The 16,515-nt window shown below is 67.9% G+C and carries 15 protein-coding genes; 10 read left to right on the top strand and 5 right to left on the bottom strand.

Annotation, left to right across the window (positions count from 1 at the left end):
* Window positions 1-94: 94 nt before the first annotated feature.
* Both G9473_RS10750 and metW read left to right on the top strand, forming a co-directional pair.
* Window positions 95-1,192, top strand: a complete 1,098-nt coding sequence (locus G9473_RS10750; protein ID WP_291133228.1) for a homoserine O-acetyltransferase — start codon at window positions 95-97, stop codon at window positions 1,190-1,192.
* The gene (gene metW / locus G9473_RS10745) at window positions 1,189-1,776 is read left to right on the top strand and encodes a methionine biosynthesis protein MetW (RefSeq protein ID WP_291133226.1); all 588 of its coding nucleotides are present in this window, start codon (window positions 1,189-1,191) and stop codon (window positions 1,774-1,776) included. The genes G9473_RS10750 and metW overlap by 4 nt, the downstream gene beginning before the upstream one ends.
* 1 nt (window position 1,777) lies before the next feature.
* Here the strand turns inward: metW and G9473_RS10740 are convergent, their stop codons facing one another.
* Window positions 1,778-2,170, bottom strand: coding sequence for a VOC family protein (locus G9473_RS10740; RefSeq protein ID WP_291133225.1), 393 nt, complete (start codon window positions 2,168-2,170; stop codon window positions 1,778-1,780).
* Window positions 2,171-2,281: 111 nt separating this feature from the next.
* Between G9473_RS10740 and G9473_RS10735 the strand changes: the two genes are divergently transcribed.
* The 4 genes from G9473_RS10735 (at window position 2,282) to G9473_RS10720 (ending at window position 6,349) form a co-directional block, all read left to right on the top strand.
* Window positions 2,282-2,662 (top strand): hypothetical protein, encoded by a 381-nt coding sequence (locus tag G9473_RS10735; protein WP_291133223.1) that lies wholly within the window; start codon window positions 2,282-2,284, stop codon window positions 2,660-2,662.
* 90 nt (window positions 2,663-2,752) lie between these two features.
* Window positions 2,753-3,424, top strand: coding sequence for a glutathione S-transferase family protein (locus tag G9473_RS10730; protein WP_291133221.1), 672 nt, complete (start codon window positions 2,753-2,755; stop codon window positions 3,422-3,424).
* Between the two features lie 70 nt (window positions 3,425-3,494).
* Entirely contained in the window at window positions 3,495-3,911 is a 417-nt protein-coding gene (msrB, locus tag G9473_RS10725; protein WP_291133219.1) for a peptide-methionine (R)-S-oxide reductase MsrB, read from the top strand.
* Between the two features lie 164 nt (window positions 3,912-4,075).
* Window positions 4,076-6,349, top strand: coding sequence for a transglycosylase domain-containing protein (locus G9473_RS10720; RefSeq protein ID WP_291133217.1), 2,274 nt, complete (start codon window positions 4,076-4,078; stop codon window positions 6,347-6,349).
* A gap of 94 nt (window positions 6,350-6,443) precedes the next feature.
* Here the strand turns inward: G9473_RS10720 and G9473_RS10715 are convergent, their stop codons facing one another.
* From G9473_RS10715 to hflK, 3 genes are all read right to left on the bottom strand, one after another.
* Window positions 6,444-7,973: a Do family serine endopeptidase gene (locus tag G9473_RS10715; RefSeq protein ID WP_291133215.1), complete on the bottom strand. Its 1,530-nt coding sequence runs from the start codon at window positions 7,971-7,973 to the stop codon at window positions 6,444-6,446.
* A gap of 201 nt (window positions 7,974-8,174) precedes the next feature.
* On the bottom strand, window positions 8,175-9,011 hold the full coding sequence (gene hflC / locus G9473_RS10710) for a protease modulator HflC (RefSeq protein ID WP_291133213.1): 837 nt from the start codon (window positions 9,009-9,011) through the stop codon (window positions 8,175-8,177).
* Window positions 9,012-9,032: 21 nt separating this feature from the next.
* Window positions 9,033-10,133: a protease modulator HflK gene (gene hflK / locus G9473_RS10705; protein ID WP_291133211.1), complete on the bottom strand. Its 1,101-nt coding sequence runs from the start codon at window positions 10,131-10,133 to the stop codon at window positions 9,033-9,035.
* A gap of 209 nt (window positions 10,134-10,342) precedes the next feature.
* Between hflK and G9473_RS10700 the strand changes: the two genes are divergently transcribed.
* The 4 genes from G9473_RS10700 (at window position 10,343) to G9473_RS10685 (ending at window position 16,243) form a co-directional block, all read left to right on the top strand.
* On the top strand, window positions 10,343-11,326 hold the full coding sequence (locus G9473_RS10700) for a P-loop NTPase (RefSeq protein WP_291133210.1): 984 nt from the start codon (window positions 10,343-10,345) through the stop codon (window positions 11,324-11,326).
* A 4-nt stretch (window positions 11,327-11,330) separates the two neighbouring features.
* Complete coding sequence (locus G9473_RS10695) at window positions 11,331-13,628, top strand: molybdopterin cofactor-binding domain-containing protein (RefSeq protein WP_291133209.1); 2,298 nt, start codon at window positions 11,331-11,333, stop codon at window positions 13,626-13,628.
* An 88-nt stretch (window positions 13,629-13,716) separates the two neighbouring features.
* Window positions 13,717-14,751, top strand: a complete 1,035-nt coding sequence (hemH, locus tag G9473_RS10690; RefSeq protein WP_291133207.1) for a ferrochelatase — start codon at window positions 13,717-13,719, stop codon at window positions 14,749-14,751.
* An 85-nt stretch (window positions 14,752-14,836) separates the two neighbouring features.
* Window positions 14,837-16,243, top strand: coding sequence for a cytochrome P450 (locus tag G9473_RS10685; RefSeq protein WP_291133205.1), 1,407 nt, complete (start codon window positions 14,837-14,839; stop codon window positions 16,241-16,243).
* A gap of 96 nt (window positions 16,244-16,339) precedes the next feature.
* Here G9473_RS10685 and G9473_RS10680 read toward each other — a convergent pair whose 3' ends face one another.
* The gene (locus G9473_RS10680) at window positions 16,340-16,510 is read right to left on the bottom strand and encodes a DUF1674 domain-containing protein (RefSeq protein WP_291133203.1); all 171 of its coding nucleotides are present in this window, start codon (window positions 16,508-16,510) and stop codon (window positions 16,340-16,342) included.
* Window positions 16,511-16,515: the final 5 nt, after the last annotated feature.

The following is a 16,515-nucleotide window of genomic DNA, read 5'->3' as shown; positions in this document are numbered from 1 at the left end:
TAAACGCTTCGCGGGTGCTGGGCCAGCCCTCTCGTTGCCCGCCATGCGCGCTCCGATTGACTTGCGCGCGCGCCTCGCCCAATCGCTCGCGGCCATGGATGCCCTTGCGCACGCAAAGACCTATGCGATCCCGCACGACCTGCCGCTCGACAGCGGGCAGGCGCTTGTCGGTGCGCGGATCGCCTACGAGACTTACGGTGAGCTGGCCGAAGACCGCTCGAACGCGGTGCTCGTCTGCCACGCGCTCACCGGCGACCAGTATGTCGCAAGCACCCATCCCGTCACCGGCAAGCCCGGCTGGTGGGAGCGCATGGTGGGGCCGGGCAAGCCGATCGACACCGACCGCTTCCACGTCATCTGCGCCAATGTCATCGGATCGTGCATGGGCTCGACCGGCCCTGCGAGCGAGGCTTCCGACGGCAAGCCCTACGCCATGCGCTTTCCCGTCATCACCATCCGCGACATGGTGCGCGGGCTCGTCGCGCTGCTCGACGGGCTGGGGATCGAGCGGCTTCACGCGGTCGTCGGCGGGTCGATGGGCGGGATGCAGGCGCTGAGCCTTGCCGCCAACTGGCCCGAGCGCGCCGAGCGCGTGCTGGTGATCGCCTCGACCGCGCGCCATTCGGCGCAAAACATCGCCTTTCACGAGGTCGGGCGGCAGGCGATCATGGCCGACCCGGCGTGGGCGGGAGGCGACTACTACGAGGGCGAGGCGCGGCCCGACAACGGGCTCGCCGTGGCGCGCATGGCGGCGCATATCACCTATCTGTCGGAAGAGGGGCTGACCGCCAAGTTCGGGCGGCGCCTGCAGGACCGCGACGCGACGAGTTTCAGCTTCGATGCCGATTTCCAGGTCGAGAGCTACCTGCGCTACCAGGGCAGCGGCTTCACCCAGCGTTTCGATGCGAACAGCTATCTCTACATCACCCGCGCGATGGACTATTTCGACCTCGCAGAAGAGCATGGCGGCAAGCTCGCCAATGCCTTTGCGGGAAGCAGCGCGCGGTTCTGCGTGGTGAGTTTCGACACCGACTGGCTCTATCCGACCTCCGAAAGTCGCCACATCGTCCACGCCTTGAACGCGGCGGGGGCGAAAGTGAGCTTCGTCGAACTGAGCGCGCCGGCGGGTCACGACAGCTTCCTATTGCCGCACGACCAGCTCGACCGGGTGGTGGGGGGCTTCATCGAATGAGCCTGCGCGCCGACCTTGCCGCGATCGCCGCCCATGTGCGCGAGGGCAGCCGCGTGCTCGACATAGGCTGCGGCGACGGGGCGCTGATGGACCACCTGCAGAGCGAAGGCGGGTGCGATGCGCGCGGGATGGAGCTCGATCCCGTGCTCGTCCAGCGCTGCGTGTCGCGCGGGCTTTCGGTGGTGCAGGGCGATGCGAACGTCGACCTTGCCGACTATCCCGACAAGGCGTTCGACTATGCGATCCTCAGCCAGACGCTGCAGACCGCGACGCGGCCCGACCTGATGCTCGACGAATTGCTGCGGGTGGGAAGCCGCGCTTTCGTCAGCTTTCCCAATTTCGCCCACTGGCGCACGCGCACCGCGCTGATGTTCGGCGGGCGGATGCCGGTCACGCGGGCGCTGCCGGTGAGCTGGTACGAGACCGAGAACATCCACCACGTCACGATCGACGATTTCCGCGACCTCGCCCGCGCCAAGGGCGCTCTGATCGAGAGGTCGTGGTTCTTCGCGAACGAGCGCGCCATTTCGCCCGTGGGGGCGAACTGGCGCGCCGAATTCGCGGTGTTCGAGCTGTCGCGCTAGGTCAGCCCGCGCGGTGGATGCCGCAAATCTTGTTGCCGTCGGGATCGGTGAAATAGCACAGGTGCATCACTCCCATCGGCCCTTCGCGCGGGCCGGGCGGGTCTTCGATGCTCGTGCCGCCATTGGCGATGGCGACATCGTGGAGCTCCTTGACCTGTTCGGGGCTCGAACAGGTGAAGCCGATCGTCGCCCCGTTGGCGCAGGTGGCGGGCTGATCGTTGATCGGTTCGGACACGGCGAAAGTGTGCCCGCCGTGCATATAGAACAGGCGCGTGTGCCCGCTGGCGGCGACGTTGACGAAGGGCTCGCCCGCGCCGAGCACGCCGAGCACGGCGTTGTAGAAGGTCTTCGACCGCTCGATGTCGTTCGAGCCGATCATGACGTGGCTTATCATGTGCGTTTCTCTCCTCTTGTGACCCGGCGGGTGGATTAGGCGCTGGCCTGCGGGGCGGCAAGCCGGGTTTTCGTAGCCAGCGGTTCATCGCAGCGCCTATAGGACAGGGCCATGACCCTGCTTTCGCTCATCGCCCCGCTCGCGCTTGCCGCGCAATCCGCCGCACCCGCCGAAGAAGCCGCTTCCGTCACGCTCGAGGCGCTCGAACTCGAACAGGCCGCCGCGCTGCGCTGTGCGGTCGCCTTTGCGCTGGTGAGCGCGTGGCAGCAGGACGGCGACGAGCGCGGCGCGGCCTTCCCCGCGCTGGAAGAGGCCGAAGCGCGCGAATTCTTCGTGCGGACGATGGCGCGGCTGATGGACGAGCGCGCGCTCGACCGTGCGGGCGTGCTCGATCTCGTCGCGCTGCAGAACGGCCGTTTCGAACTGCGCCCCGAGACGGTCGGTGAGATCATGCCCGCCTGCCTCCTGATGAAGCGTTCCGCCGGGCTGTAGGCCGCCCGCCCACTTATGCGCAGGCTTCGCCGCGCCGGGCCGCCGCGCGGCTGGATTCGCGCGGGCATTTGAGGCATTCGTGGACGCACGATGTGGCGTCTCTACCAGTTTCCGCTGTGCCCCTTCAGCCGCAAGGTGCGCCTGCTCATGGGCGAAAAGCAGGTCGCCTACGACATGGTGCGCGAAGACCCGTGGGCGGCTTCCGACGCGTTCTGGAATCTCAATCCGGCGGGCCGCACCCCGGTGCTGGTCGACGAGGCGCGCGGCATCACGCTCGCCGACAGCCGGGCGATCTGCGAATATCTCGAGGAAACTCTCGACAAGGCGCCGATGATCAATGGCCCCGCCACCATGCGCGCGGAAATCCGCCGGCTGGTCGCGCTGTTCGACGAGAATTTCTACGCCGACGTGACCGCGCCGCTTTTGTCCGAACGGATGAAGAAACGCCTGGTGCTCAAGCAGCCGCCCGACAGCCGCGCGCTGCGCGAGGCGATGAAGATGGCGCATGGGCATCTCGATTACATGGACTGGCTGATCGACAACCGCCCGTGGCTGGCGGGGTCCACCATGAGCCTTGCCGACCTTGCCGCCGCCGCGCAGATCTCGGTCGCGGACTACCTTGGCGGGATCGACTGGAACGGGCACGAACAGACCCGCGGCTGGTATGCCGTGTTCAAGAGCCGCCCGAGTTTCCGCCCGCTGCTCACCGAGCGGATGGACGTGATAAAGCCGCCCGCCCATTACGCCCTCGTCGATATGTAGCACTGCCCGCAGCGCCCTTGCGCCCGAGCGAGCGGTCCCGATATAGCCGGGGACGAGGAAGGACGACGCGATGGACACCCCCGACGACCCGAAAAGCCTGACCGAGGAGCAATGGCGCGAGCGGCTCACCGCCGAACAGTTCCACATCCTGCGCGAGGCCGGGACCGAGCGCGCTTTCACCGGCAAGTACGACAAGTTCTACGAAGACGGCGAATATATGTGCGCCGCGTGCGGCACGCGCCTTTTCATCAGTGCGGCGAAATACAACAGCGGCTGCGGCTGGCCCGCCTTCACGCGGCCCTCGGACGAAGGCACGGTCGAGGAACGCCGTGACACGTCCTTCGGCATGATCCGCACCGAAGTCCTGTGCGGCAAGTGCGGGAGCCACCTCGGCCACGTCTTCCCCGACGGCCCGCCGGCGGAAGGGGGCTTGCGCTACTGCATCAATTCCGCTGCGCTCGAATTCGTCCCCGAAGACGGGGAATAGGCTCCCTCACCGCCTCGCTGCGCGCCGATATGCACCGCCCGTGCGACCGCCGCCGGGGAGTCTTGCGGGCGGGCGTGTTCACGCCGGGTTACAACTCGCCTATGCATGAAGCGGCTTCGGGCATCGGATTGTCCGGCAGCAGGCGGACGGACTGAATTCACTCGATGTCGAAACGGGGCAGGAACCTGGCTAACAAGGACAAGCGCGGATCGCGCCGCGCCGCGGCGGAGCGGAGCGGCAAGCCCGCGCGCGCGGGCGGCTCGGGAGGATCGGGCGGTAGGAAAGGCGGCGGCGGCAAGAACGGCTCTTCCCCGTTCCGGCGCTGGATCAAGCGGATCGCGCTCGGCTCGGTCGCGCTCGCTCTCCTCGCGCTCGTCTTCCTGACCGTCGCGGTCGGCTTCGCCGCGCGCTCGATCCCGAGCTATTACCAGCTCAAGGCGCAGCAGGCCGGCCAGACCATCCTCGTGCGCGCGAGCGACGGGAGCGAGATCGTCGAACTGGGCCCGTCCTTTGGCGAATGGCTCGATTTCGAGGAAATCCCCGAGACCATGACCAACGCGATGGTCGCGGTCGAGGACAAGCGGTTCTATTCGCATTACGGCATCGATCCGGTGCGCACTACGGGCGCGATTATCGAAGGGATTGTCGGTTCGCGCGAGCGGGTCGGCGGGACTTCGACCATTTCGCAGCAGCTTGCCCGCAACCTCTTTCTCAACACCAACCGCACCTTCGACCGCAAGGCGCGCGAGGCGGTGCTGGCGATGGCGCTCGAATGGAAATTCTCCAAGGAGCAGATCCTCGAGCTTTACCTCAACAAGGTCTATTTCGGCGGCGGCGCCTATGGCATCGATTCGGCCAGCCGCAAGTTCTTCAGCCACCCGGCCAAGGAGCTGTCCGTCGCCGAGGCCGCGATCATCGCCGGGCTGGTCAAGGCGCCCTCGCGCTATTCGCCCACCGCCGACGTGCAGGCCGCCGTGGACCGCGCCAAGGTCGTCCTGCGGCTGATGCGCGAACAGGGCTATATCACCCCCGCGCAGGCCAGCGTCGATGTCGATGCGGTCAAGCTCAAGGAGCAGGCGGGGCAGAACTCGGTGCGCTATTTCACCGACTGGGCGCTGCCGCAGCTCGACATCCTGCTGCCCGAAACCTTCGCGCCGATCGAGGTCTGGACGACGATCGACATCGGCAAGCAGCGCGCCGCGACCGCCGCGATCGACGCCAATACCCCGGACGGCGCGCAAGGCGCGCTGGTCAGCCTCGACCGCGACGGGGCGATCCTCGCGCTGGTCGGAGGCACGGATTATGTCGAGACCAATTTCAACCGCGCGACCAATGCGATGCGCCAGCCCGGCTCCTCGTGGAAGCTGTTCGTCTACCTCGCCGCGCTCGAAGCCGGATACCGCCCCGACGACCTCGTGGTGGACACGCCGGTGACCATCGACGGGTGGAGCCCGCGCAACGCCAACGGGCGCAATGTGGGCGAGACGAACCTGCGCACCGCGTTTGCCTATTCGATCAACACGGTCGCAGCGCAGCTCGGCAACGAGGTCGGCTTCGGCACGGTCGCCTCGATGGCGCGGCGCTTCGGCGTTTCCTCTCCGATCTCGACCTTTCCCTCGATGGTGCTGGGGTCTTCGGAGGTCCGCCTGATCGAGATGACCCGCGCCTTCGCCGCGATCTCGGCGGGCGGCGTGGGGGTGGAGCCCTATGGCATCACCCGCGTCGTCACCGCCGATGGGGAACTGCTCTACGAACGCGAGCGCCCGCGCGACCGCCAGCTGGTGCCCGAATACGTCACCGCCGGGATGACCGACCTCTTGCAGGCCGCGGTCCAGACCGGGACGGGCCGCGCGGCGCAGATCGGGCGGCCGGTGGCGGGCAAGACCGGCACGACCAGCTCGAACAAGGACGGCTGGTTCGTGGGCTTTTCCAGCGGGATCACGACCGGCGTGTGGATGGGGCGCGACGATGCGCGGCCGGTTCCGGGCCTGCAGGGCGGGCGCGCTCCGGCTCAGGCGTTCGCAGCCTATATGCGCTATGCGGTGAAGGATCGCCCTGTCGAGGAATTCGACACGGATCTGAACCTGCCAGACTGGCAGCTCGAACCCGACGACGAATACCTCTTCGGCGACCCGGACGATTATTACTTCATCGACGAGCAGGGCAACCTGATCGAGCCGGGCCGGCGCAGCGGCGAGGGATCGCCCTTCGGCCCCGAGGGCGAGCGGGTGGAGGAGCCCGACGTGGTCGACGAGCCTCCGGCAGCGCTCGACGAGGAAGTGCTCGAGCGTGCGATCGGCAGCGACCTACCCGAAGTGCGGCGCGGCAACGCGCAGCAACAGCAGCGCCGCGAGCAGCAGCGCCGCGAGCAGCAGCCGCGCCCGAGCCCCACGCCGACCATCGCCCCGCCCCTGCCGCAGGGCGAAGGCGGTCCCTGAGCGGGAAGGCGCTTCCTGGCCGAAAGCGAAAGGGCGCCCGCGGCCTTGGCCGCGGGCGCCCTCTCTCGTTCGGCGCTGTGCCTGCCGCGCTGCGTCAGCGCAGGCGGACGGGCAGGAAGCGCGCGGGCTGGCCGCGCCGCTTGATCCTGAGCAGCACCGCGTCGCGGCCCGCGTCCTCGGCCGCGGCGATCTGCGCGTTCAGCGCCTCGATCGTGTCGACGGTCTCGTAATTGGCCGAAAGGATGATGTCGCCCCGGCGCAGACCCTTGCGGCCCGCGTCCGAATTGGGATCGACCGCCGCGATCACGAGCCCGGCCGTGTCCTCGTCCACGCCGAGGCTGTTCCTGATCTGCGGAGTTAGGGTGATCACCTGCAGGCCCAGCTTTTCCTCGATATTGCCGTCCGAGGCATCGGGATCCATCGGCGTTTCCGCATCGGGATCGAACACCTGCTGCGAGCGCATCAGCTCTTCCTCGCTCGGGCGCTTGCCGAGCGTGGCGGTGAGGTCGAGCGTCTCGCCCTCGCGCAGCACCGTGATCGGAATGCGCGTGCCGGGGTCGAGATTGCCGACGATGATCGACACGGTCTGGTCGGAGGTGACTTCCTTGTTGTTGATCTCGGTGATGATGTCGCCCGGGCGCAGGCCCGCCTCTGCGGCGGCGCTGTCGTCCTGCACGCTCTGGACCAGTTCGCCGCGGTTGCGCGGCAGGCCGAGCGAATCGGCGAGGTCGTCGTCCATCGGCTGCAGCCCCACGCCGAGGAAGCCGCGCTCGATCTCCTCGCCCGCCATCAGCTGGCGCACGATCGGGGCGGCGGTTTCGGCGGGGATGGCGAAGCCGATCCCGACGCTCCCGCCCGAAGGCGAGAAGATCGCGTTGTTGATGCCGATGACATTGCCGCGCATATCGAACAGCGGACCGCCCGAATTGCCGCGATTGATGCTCGCATCGGTCTGGATGTAGCGGTCATAGGCGCCGCCCTGGCCGGTGGTGCGCTGGATCGCGGAGACGATCCCGCTCGTCACCGTCCCGCCGAGGCCGAAGGGGTTGCCGATCGCCACCACCCAATCGCCGACGCGCGTCGCGCTCGAATCGCCGAAAGTGACGAAGGGGAACGTCCGGTCGGCGTTGATCTTGAGCACGGCAAGGTCGCTTGCCGCGTCCGCACCGACCAGTTCCGCCTCGTATTCGGTCCCGTCGGGCATGGTGACCGTGATTTCCTCCAGCGTCGCATTGGTGTTGGGCGGGGAGACCACGTGGTTGTTGGTCACGACGAAGCCGTCGGCCGAGATGATGAAGCCCGAGCCCAGCGACTGCGCCTCGCGCGTCTGGGGCTGGCTGCCGCGGCGGCGGTTGAACAGCTCGGCGAAAGGCGTGCCGGCAAAGGGGTTGGAGTTGACCTGCACCCGCTGGCGGGTGGCGATGTTGACCACGGCGGGCTGCAACTGCTCGGTCAGGTCGGCGAAGCTCGCCGGGGCGCCTTCGACGGGGACGACGCGGTTCATCACCTGGTCGTCGTTCTGCGCCACCTGCGCCCCGGCGGGAATCCCCGTCATCAGCGAGATGGCCGCGCCGCCCACCAGCAGCGCGCTCGAAAGACCATATACATAACGCACGGTGTTCACGTCCTCTTGTCCTTGTCCTTGGGCGGCAACGCGGGGGGCGGCCCCCGTGTTCCTGCCGGTTCATCACTTGCGCCCGCGGAATTCAGCGCAAACGCACTGAACGCCGTTTGAACGCGGGGCATCCTCCGTCGGCGCGTATCAACGCTTCATCGGCAGGTCCGCGAAGGCGCACGGAAAGGGCGCGAGGCGGGCGCGCGGGTGTCAGCGCCGACCCCGGAACTGCCGCAGGTATTCGTTGTCGGGCGAGAGGATGAAGGAGCTTTCCCCGCGTCCCTCGCCCCGCGCGAAGCTTTGTTCGTAGCTCTGCATCGCGCGGTAGAAATCGTAGAAATCCTGATCCTTGCCGAACGCCTCGGCATAGATGCGCGCGGCTTCGGCGTCGGCTTCGGCGCGGATGATGCGCGCGTCGCGCGTGCCCTGCGCGCGGATCGTGCGCGCCTCGCGTTCGCGGTCGGTTTCCATCCGGCGGAAGGCCGACTGCAGCGGCGCGCCTTCGGGAAGGTCGGTGCGCTTGATCTGCACGTCGATCACCTCGGCGCCGTATTGCCGCGCCTCGCGGTCGAGATTGGCGCGCACATTGGCAAGCGCCGTGCCGCGTTCGGCGGTCAGCATCGCCTGGAAGGTCCGCCGGCCGAGCTCCTGGCGCAGCGCCGAGTTGAGGATCGGCTCCAGCGCGCGGCGCACGCCGTCGGTGTTGTTGGCGCGTTCGACCATCGTCACCGGATCGACGATGCGAAAGCGCGCATAGGCGTTCACCAGCAGGCGCTGCTGGTCGTTGGAAAGCACTTCCTCGTCGCGCATCTCGAGATCGAGCACGCGCTTGTCGACGCGGCGCAGGCTTTCGACCAGCGGCACGCGGAATTTCAGCCCCGCGCCGCTGTCGCCGCCCGGCGTGTTGACCGTGCGCACCGGCTTACCGGCCTGCACGACGACGACCTGCTCTTCCTCGTTGACGACATAGGCCGACAGGAACAGCGCGACGAGCCCGATCCCGGCGATCACGAAGGCCCAGCGATACTTGGTCCAGATGGAGTCCATATTCTCAGCGATCCCGTTTTCTTACTGTCCGCCCGGCGCGCCCTGGCGGGAGCGGCGCTGGATTTCGGGCAGGGGGAGGTAGGGCGTGACGCCTTCGGCCTCGACAATCGTCTTGTCGGTCTGGGCGAGCACCCGCTCCATGGTTTCGTAATAGAGCCGCTGGCGCGTCACTTCGGGCGCGAGGCGGTATTGTTCGTAGACCTTGTCGAAGGCCTCCGCCTCGCCCTCGGCGCGCGAAAGCGTCTGCTGGGCATAGCCGCGCGCCTCGTTGCGGGCGGCATCGGCGTTCTGTTCGGCCACCGACACGTCGCGGAAGGCATCGACGACTTCGCCCGGCGGGTCGGCCTTGGCGATTTCGACACCGCGCACGTCGATCCCCGCGCCATAGGCGTCGAGCGTTTCCTGCATCCTCAGGCGCACGCGCTGCTGGATTTCGGCGCGGCCCTGCCCGGTGAAGGTTTCATCGAGCGTCTTTTCCGCGACCGAGGCGCGCATCGCGGCTTCGGCGACTTCGTTCACGGTCTCGATCGGGTCGGCCAGCTCGAACTTGAAATCGGCCAGATCCTTGATGTTCCAGCGCACGGTATAGCTGAGGTCGACGAGGTTCTGGTCGCCCGTCAGGATCAGCTTGGCGCGCTGGTTCGAGGCCGGGATATTGACCGCGCGAACGCCCTGCACGTCTTCCTTGTCGACCGATTCGATCGGGTAGGGCAGGGTGAAATGCAGGCCCGGGTCGAGCGTGCGGCTGTAGCTGCCCAAGGTCTTGACCACGCCCTGTTCGCGCGGCTCGACGAGATGGACGCTGGAAAGCAGCAGGAAGCCGCCGATCACGACCACTGCGATGACCGGGCCCCAGCTCTTGCCGCCGGGGCGCTGGGGCATCCGGAAATTGGGTCCGCCCGGCCCGCCGCCGCGGCGACGCGGGCCTTCGGGGCCGCGGTTCTTGAAGATGTCCTCGATGCTGGCCGAGCGGCGCTTGCCTTCGCCCGAGCCGTCGTTGCCACCGCCGGGGAGCCACGGGTTGCGCGGGCCTCCGCCCTTTTCGCCCGACGGGGAATCCTCCCCGCCGCGATCCGTGTCGTCGCCCCCGCCGGAGCTGCCCCAGGGGTTTTTCCCCGCCATGGCAAGATTGTCTCCCGCAAGCGGTCCAAGGCCCGCTCCGGCTCCCCTTGCGGCCGCACCGGGCCGTCTTTTCCAACCGTCGAAAATTCCCATGAGCCTCTTATAGGAACGCGAGTCGGGGAAAAACAGGGGTATTGCGATTTGAAAAAGCCGCACCAGCGCAAAAACACAATTCAACACGCCCCGATTGATGTTAGAGGCCGCTGCCCATGAGCGATCCCGCAAATTCCGCCCCCGCCAATGGCCGCGAACCCGCAGGCGAGGAGAAGCGCCTGCGCGCCGCGCTCCCGCCCGAGATCGACCACCGCGTGCGTTCGGCGCGCCTGCTCAACGACCGCGCGATCGTGGTCGCCGAGGCGGGCGACCTGTCCGAGACGAAGCGCGATGAACTCGAAGCCGAGATCACCCGCCTGCTGACCCCGCTCGAAGGGGTCGGTGAGGTCCGCATCGCGCTCACCGGGGAACGCCGCCGGCGGCGGATCATCGCGGTCGGCAGCGGCAAGGGCGGGGTCGGCAAGTCGACGCTCACCACCAACCTTGCGGTCGCGCTGGCGCGGCTCGGGCGCAAGGTCGGGGTGATCGACGGCGACATCTACGGCCCATCCCAGCCCAAGCTGCTTGCGACCGAAGGCACGAAGCCGTCGGTCGAGGACGAAAAGCTCGTCCCGCTCGACAGCCCCTATGGCGTGAAGGTGCTCTCGATGGGGCACATCGTCGCGCCCGGAAAGGCGCTGGCGTGGCGCGGGCCGATGGCGGGCAAGGCGCTGGGCCAGCTGGTCGATGCGAACTGGGGCGAGACGGAACTGCTCCTGATCGATATGCCGCCGGGCACGGGCGACGTGCAGCTTTCCATGATGGCCGATCACAAGCCCGACGGGGTGATCCTCATCTCGACGCCGCAGGACCTTGCTCTGATCGACGCGGCGCGCGCCGGGCAGTTGTTCGAACAGGGCGAGGTCGCGATCATCGGCCTCGTCGAGAACATGGCGGGCGAGATCTTCGGCTCGGGCGGGGTCGAGAAATTCGCCCACGCGCTCGACATTCCCTTCCTCGGCCGCATCCCGCTCGACGCGGAAACGCGCACCAGCGGCGATGCCGGAAAGCCCCCGGCGGCGGGCGAGGGCGAGTCCGGCAAGCCCTTCCGCGCGATCGGCGAAAGGGTCGCGCGCTGGCTCGATACGGGGAAGGTCTGACCCCATGAAACTCTCGCGCCGCGGCATCCTGGCGGGCGCCGCCGCGGGCGGGGGACTGCTGGTCGCATGGTGGCTGCTGCCGCGGACCTATCACAACCCGCTCACCCCCGGCGAAGGCGAGCACGTCTTCGGCGCGTGGCTGCGGATCGGGGAGGATTCGGTCGTCACCGTCGCGGTGCCGCAGCTCGAGATGGGGCAGGGCGTGACGACGGTGCTGCCGCAGCTTGTCGCGATGGAACTGGGCGCGGACTGGCGGCAGGTCGCTATCGAGCCCGCCCCGCCTTCGGGCGCCTATGCCAACATCCCGCTCGCCCGCAAATGGGCGCCGCTGTGGGATCCGCTTGCCGCCGGGCTTTCCGAGACAAGCGACGAATGGATCGCCACGCGTTTCGCCCGCGATAACCGCTTCATCGCGACCGCCGAGGGCACGACGCTCGCGGCCTATGAAGGCATGGCGCGCGAGGCCGGGGCGGCGGCGCGGGCGATGCTGGCGCAGGAGGCGGCGGAGCGCTGGGGCATGGCGTGGGAGGAGCTGGCGGTCGCGAACGGGCTCGTGCGCGGCGGCGAGGGGCTTTCCGCGACCTTCGGCGAACTCGCCGCTGGAGCCGCGCAGCGCGCCGTGCCCGACCCCGCGCCGCTGCGCCCCGAGCCCCCGCGCGAGGATCCGCTGACGCTTTCTTCGGGCACGCCGCCCGCCTTCCCGCGCATCGACCTGCCCGCCAAGGTCGACGGCTCGCTCCAGTTCGCAGGCGACGTGCGGCTGCCCGACCTGCTCCACGCCTCGATCCGCCACGGGCCCAATGCCGGGGCCGAACTCACGACCTTCGATTCGGCTGCGGGCTACCGCGTGCCGGGCGTCGCGCGAATCGTCGCGGGCAAGCGCTGGCTGGCGGCGGTCGCCGAGACTTGGTGGAGCGCGCAAGCCGCGCTCGATGCGATGGACCCGCAATTCACCGCGGCCTTTCCCGCGAACAGTTCGGAAATCGCCACCCGGCTCGGCCTGATGCTCGAAAGCGGGCCGTCCTTCCGCATTGCCGAAACCGGCTTCGGAGCCGAAGGCATGACCCGCGTCGACCTCGCCCGCCGTTACGAGGTCGAGCCGCATCTCGCCGCCCCGCTCGAGACGGCGAGCGCGACCGCGCGGCTGAAACGCGGCAAGCTCGAATTGTGGATCGCGAGCCAGGCCCCGGAAAGCGCGCGCAAGGCCGCCGCCGAGGCGCTCGGCCTCGCGGTCGAGGACGTCGCGCTTTATCCGATGCCCGCAGGCGGCAGCTTCGACGCGCGGCTCGAACACGACCACGTGATCGAGGTCGCGCTGATCGCGCGCGAGACCTCCCCGCGCCCGGTCCAGCTGACATGGCCGCGCGCGTCGGAACTGACGCACGCGCGGCCCCGCCCGCCCGCGTGGATGCTGCTCGGCGCGCAGGTGCAGCCCGGCGTGCCCGGCAGTCCCGGCACGGGCGGTGCGATCGACGCGCTGCGGGTGCGGATCGCCTGCCCGCCCGCCGCGCTCGAATCCGGGCGGCGGCTGTTCGGCGGGCTGACGCCCTGGGCCGCGATTCGCGAGACGGAAGGCAATGCCGATCCCCTCGCCTGCACCGGCGCGCTCCCGCCCTACGAATTGCCGAGCGTGGTGGTCGAACACGTGCCCGTCGAAATCGGCCTGCCGACAGGGCGCGTGCGCGGCAATGCCGACGGCTACACCGCCTTCGCCGTCGAAAGCTTCATCGACGAGATCGCGCAGGCGAGCGGGCGCGAGCCGCTGTCCTTTCGCATGGCGATGCTCGGCAGCGACATCCGGCTCGCCGCGTGCCTCCAGCGCGCGGCGCAGCTCGGCGGCTGGGACGGCGGGACGAGTGGGAGCGGGCAGGGCATTGCCTGCCACCGCATCGGCGACGGGCCTCACGCGGCCCGCATCGCCTGCGTCGCCACCGCGCGCGGAAGCGAGACGGGCGTGCGCGTCTCGAAGCTGTCGGTCGCGGTCGATATCGGGCGGATCGTCAATCTCGACATCGCCCGCCAGCAGGTCGAAGGCGGGCTCATCTTCGGGCTCGGCATGGCGCTCGGCCGCGCGCCGCGCTGGCGCAGCGGCCTTCCAGCGAGCGCGGATTACGCCGATCTCGACCTGCCGACGCTCGCTGATTGCCCGGAGATAGAGGTCGACTTTCTGGCCAGCGAAGCCCCGCCCTCCGATCCGGGCGAAATCGGTGCGGTCGTCGCCCCGCCCGCCATCGCCAACGCGCTGTTTTCGGCTACGGGCTTGCGCCTGCGGCGTCTGCCCCTACTTTCGGACGGTATATGACCCGGACATTCCTGCCCCACCCGGTCCGGGCCGTTTTCCTGCCCGGTATTGACGTGTTGCGGACGCGCTCGCAGGAGGCGCGGACCTCATGACCTGGCGCGACCAACAGCTTCCCCCCGATCACCCCCCGGTGAAAAGCGGCCGCATCGGCGTGCTGCTGGTCAATCTCGGCACGCCCGACGCGCCCGATCCCGTCTCGGTGAAGCGCTATCTCAAGCAGTTCCTGTCCGACCGCCGCGTGATCGAGATCCCGCCGATCGCGTGGCAGCCGATCCTGCGCGGCATCATCCTCAACACGCGGCCCCAGAAAAGCGCCGAGGCCTATGCCAAGATCTGGACCCCGCGCGGCTCGCCGCTCGCCGACATCACCGCAAGCCAGGCCGAGGCGATGGCCGAGGCGCTGGGCGAGGCGGCGCTGGTCGATTACGCGATGCGCTACGGCAAGCCGTCTATCGAGGACAAGCTCACCCAGCTGATGCAGCAGGGCTGCGACCGCATCCTGATCGCGCCGATGTATCCGCAATATTGCGCGGCCACCACCGCGACCGTGTTCGACGAGGTCGCCCGCGTGCTGGGCGAGATGCGCTGGCAGCCGACCTTGCGCTTCGTCCCGCCCTATCACGACGACGACAATTACATCGCCGCGCTCGCCGACGACCTGACCCGTCAGGTTTCGGCGCTCGATTTCGCGCCCGAGGTGATGCTGCTGTCGTTCCACGGGATGCCGCTGAGGACGCTGGAGCAGGGCGATCCCTATCACTGCCAGTGCTGCAAGACCTCGCGCCTGTTGCAGGACCGGCTGCGCGAACGCCGGGAATTCGCCGGAACCCGCTTCGAGACGACCTTCCAGTCGCGCTTCGGCCCGGCGAAATGGCTCGAACCGGCGACCGACGACACGCTCATCAAGGAAGGCGAGAAGGGCACGAAGCGGCTGGTGGTCGCAGCGCCCGGTTTCGCCGTGGACTGCGTCGAGACGCTGGAGGAGCTCGCGCTGGAAGGGCGCGACGAATTTCTCGAGGCGGGCGGCGAGCACTATGCCGTGCTCGACTGCCTCAACACGTCGGATGCCGGGCTCGCCATGCTCGATGCGATGCTGCGGCGCGAGCTTTCCGGCTGGATTTGACCCTTAGGCTTATTTACACCCCAATCTTATTTACACTAAGGTCAGTTGCAAACCCGAACCTCTTTTTCGTGGTAAGGACTGGACCATGGCTACCCTCGCACAACATCACACCGCCGCCGAAGCGCGCTCCTTCGACCATTGGAGCGAAGGCCGCCTCGACGAATCGGACCTTTCCCACATCCCGGGCGAAGCCGGCTGGCCTGTTGTGGGCAACACCTTCCGGATGCTCGCCGACCCGCACGGTTTCGCGCGGCGGATGATCGACACCTACGGCAAGGTCTACAAGAACCGCGCTTTCGGCGGCTGGCAGGTCGCGCTGATCGGGGCCGAGGCGAACGAGATGCTGCTGTTCGACCGGAACAAGATGTTTTCCAGCGAACAGGGCTGGGGCCCCGTGCTGGACCAGCTTTTCCCGCGTGGGCTCATGCTGATCGATTTCGAGCATCACCGGGTCGACCGCCGCGCGCTGTCGATCGCGTTCAAGCCGGAACCGATGCGGCATTATTCGGGCGCGCTCAATTCAGGGATAGCGCGCGAGGTCGAAGGCTGGGAAGGGGCGATGACCTTCTACCCGGCGATCAAGAAGCTGACGCTCGACCTTGCCGCCGACAGTTTCATCGGCATTCCGTGGGGGCCGGAGGCGGACCGCATCAACGAAGCCTTCGTCGACATGGTGCAGGCCTCGGTCGCGCCGGTGCGCAAGCCGCTGCCCTTCACCAAGATGAAGAAGGGCGTCGACGGGCGGGCTTACCTCATCGACTATTTCACCCGCGAGACGCATCGCCGCCGGGCCGAAGGCGGCGGGCAGGATATGTTCAGCCAGTTCGCCACCGCGACGCGCGAGGACGGCAGCCTGCTGCCGGTCGACGAGGTGGTCGATCACATGAACTTCCTGATGATGGCCGCGCACGACACGATCACGTCTAGCGCGACCTCGCTGATCTACTATCTCGCCAAGAACCCCGACTGGCAGGAAAAGCTGCGCGAAGAAGTGTTCGCGGTGACCGGCGGGCCTGACGGGTCGGGCAAGGCGCGCGCGCTCGATTACGGCGATCTCGGCAAGCTCGAACTCACCGAAATGGCCTTCAAGGAAGCGCTCAGGATGATCCCGCCTGTGCCTTCCATGCCGCGCCGCGCGCTGCGCGAATTCGAATACGAAGGCTATCGCATCCCGGCGGGCACGATGGTCGGCATCAACATCTACTGGACCCACCATTCGCAAGAATACTGGGACGATCCCTTCACCTTCGATCCGATGCGCTTCACGCCCGAGGCGGTGAAGGCGCGGCACAAATATGCCTGGGTTCCCTTCGGCGGGGGCGCGCATATGTGCCTGGGGCTGCATTTCGCCTATATGCAGGTGAAGATCCTGATCGCGCAGCTGCTCCAGCGGTACCGCATCGAGGTGGCCGAAGGCTATGCGCCGCATTGGCAGGAATGGCCGATCCCGCAGCCGAAGGACGGACTGAAGGTGGAATTCGTCAAGCTGTAGGAAACCCGCAGGGACGTTCCTACAGCCGCGATTCCGTTTGGTTCAAGGGGGTATGGACGACGCGAACCACGCCCCCTTTTTGCCGCAGTGGGAGAATCAGAAATCCCAGGCGATGCCGTTCTTCTCCCAGTCGCCGTAGCGGGTGGGGGAAAGGTCGCGCGGCTCGTCCTTGAGCGGATCGACCTGCTTCGGCTCGGGCACGGGGTCGTTGGTCCAGTGCGCGGGCTTCTTGAACTGCTTGGCGGCTTCGGATTTCTGCTTGGTCATGACTT

Source organism: Erythrobacter sp. (assembly GCF_011765465.1).
Lineage (GTDB): Bacteria > Pseudomonadota > Alphaproteobacteria > Sphingomonadales > Sphingomonadaceae > Erythrobacter.
This window is presented reverse-complemented; position numbering and strand designations above follow the sequence as displayed.